Source organism: Endozoicomonas sp. SESOKO4, assembly GCF_024606275.1.
The window spans coordinates 1-1,479 of sequence record NZ_JAHHPS010000509.1 but is presented as its reverse complement, the minus strand read 5'-3'; the positions used below and the strand labels follow the sequence as shown (position 1 = coordinate 1,479).

Sequence of the window (1,479 nt, the reverse complement as noted above, 5' to 3'; positions counted from 1 at the left end):
GCATTACCCCACCAGACGAAAAAACAGAAAAACAGGCGTTTCGCAATTTATGGTTTTGTCTTGCTCTTTTTTTACCCACAGTGCCCGACAGGCATCGGTTGCACAAAAACGCTGAAGCTGCTGCCTCATTGTGTATACGACTTAATTCCTGTGTATTGAGTGTCTTGTTACACCGGGAACAATTGACAGCTGAACTTTCGCCACCCTGCCCAGCTGAGGGTTTCAGTGGGTCATCATCTTTACGACCACTGCCATCTGTAGAACCTGATGTCTGTTCGCGGGCTGTGGTTCTGTTCGTCTGGCCGGATTGGCCAGTCTGGTCTGTTGTCACGGTGGTTGATACTTTGAGGATTCTCGAGGGTTGACTCTTTTTCTTGGTACCCACCTGCCGGACAGAATATTTGCCAGCAGTGATCTCACGGTAAGCAATGAGTTTCTGACTGTGCTCGGTTGGCCAAGTCTGAACCAGCCCCGGATGCATCGTGTCAGGGGCTGATCTTTCCAGATCCAGAATGTCCGCTTCAATCACCATAATCCGATCTGACAAAATCCGGGCCAGCGTGGTCCGGTCAGTTATAATTGCCCATAGTCGTTTGATTCGTAACATTCGAAGCAGTTGCCTTTTTTGTTGAAGGCATTTTTGAACAGGGCTGAGAACGAGGGTAAGGTCAGACTGGGGCTCTGGGTCAGGATTCCAGCGGTTTCCGTCGGGTGGCTTATCGCCATCATCTCCCCCGGCAGTAACCGTGGCGATCACGGTAGCGGAAGTGTTCTCAGGAACTTCAGGGGACATGTCAATGTGGCGTGTTTGCTTCATTGGCCAACTCGCCAGGGGACGCAATTGGAGAGGCTCAAGAGGGCTGTTATTCGGTAGCAGCTGAAGCAAACTAAGGGCGAATTGCATAAACCCTGGCGGAAGAGGGTTGGGCTGCTCAGGTTCGGCCAACTTGTTGGCATACAAGAAATGCGTTGGCTGCGGGCCTGAGCCGACCAATCCCACTGCAGGCATTGGCTCCCCAAGCATAATTGTCACCAACAAAAGCAGTGATCGAGCCATTGAGCAGGCGGTTTTGCTTTCTTGTGGGCATCCCATAGACTCAGGCGCATTGATAGATGTTTGCCACATGCACGAGACTGTATAGCACCTTAATGGCTAGCGTGCCGTGAAACACTCATCAAGCAGTTCTAATTCCTGAAAACTCTGATAAATATCAGGATCAACCTCCGATAATAAGGAGTCACGCATTTTTAACCGCTGTATTTCGCTGCATGCCCATTGCCTCCATCCTTCCAGTATGTTGTTATCGATATCGATTTTGGCTTTTTTAAGGACGGCCACTGCATGCGCAAGCTCCATTTCATTCTTGTACTCGTCCAGTAATGTCAGTATTTCGGTGCTAAAAACTTCTGTCTGGTTGAGCTTTAACCATAAATTGCGAAACGCCTGTTTTTCTGTTTTTTCGTCTGGTGGGGTAATGC

General features: G+C 49.4%; 2 protein-coding genes. Both read right to left on the bottom strand.

Features of this window, described 5'->3' with window-relative positions:
- Positions 1-1,126, bottom strand: a 1,126-nt coding sequence (locus KDK16_RS10000; protein ID WP_257275904.1) for a hypothetical protein, incomplete at its 3' end; no start/stop codon positions are given.
- Between the two features lie 27 nt (positions 1,127-1,153).
- A partial coding sequence (locus tag KDK16_RS09995; RefSeq protein WP_257275902.1) for a hypothetical protein occupies positions 1,154-1,479 on the bottom strand: 326 nt, incomplete at its 5' end.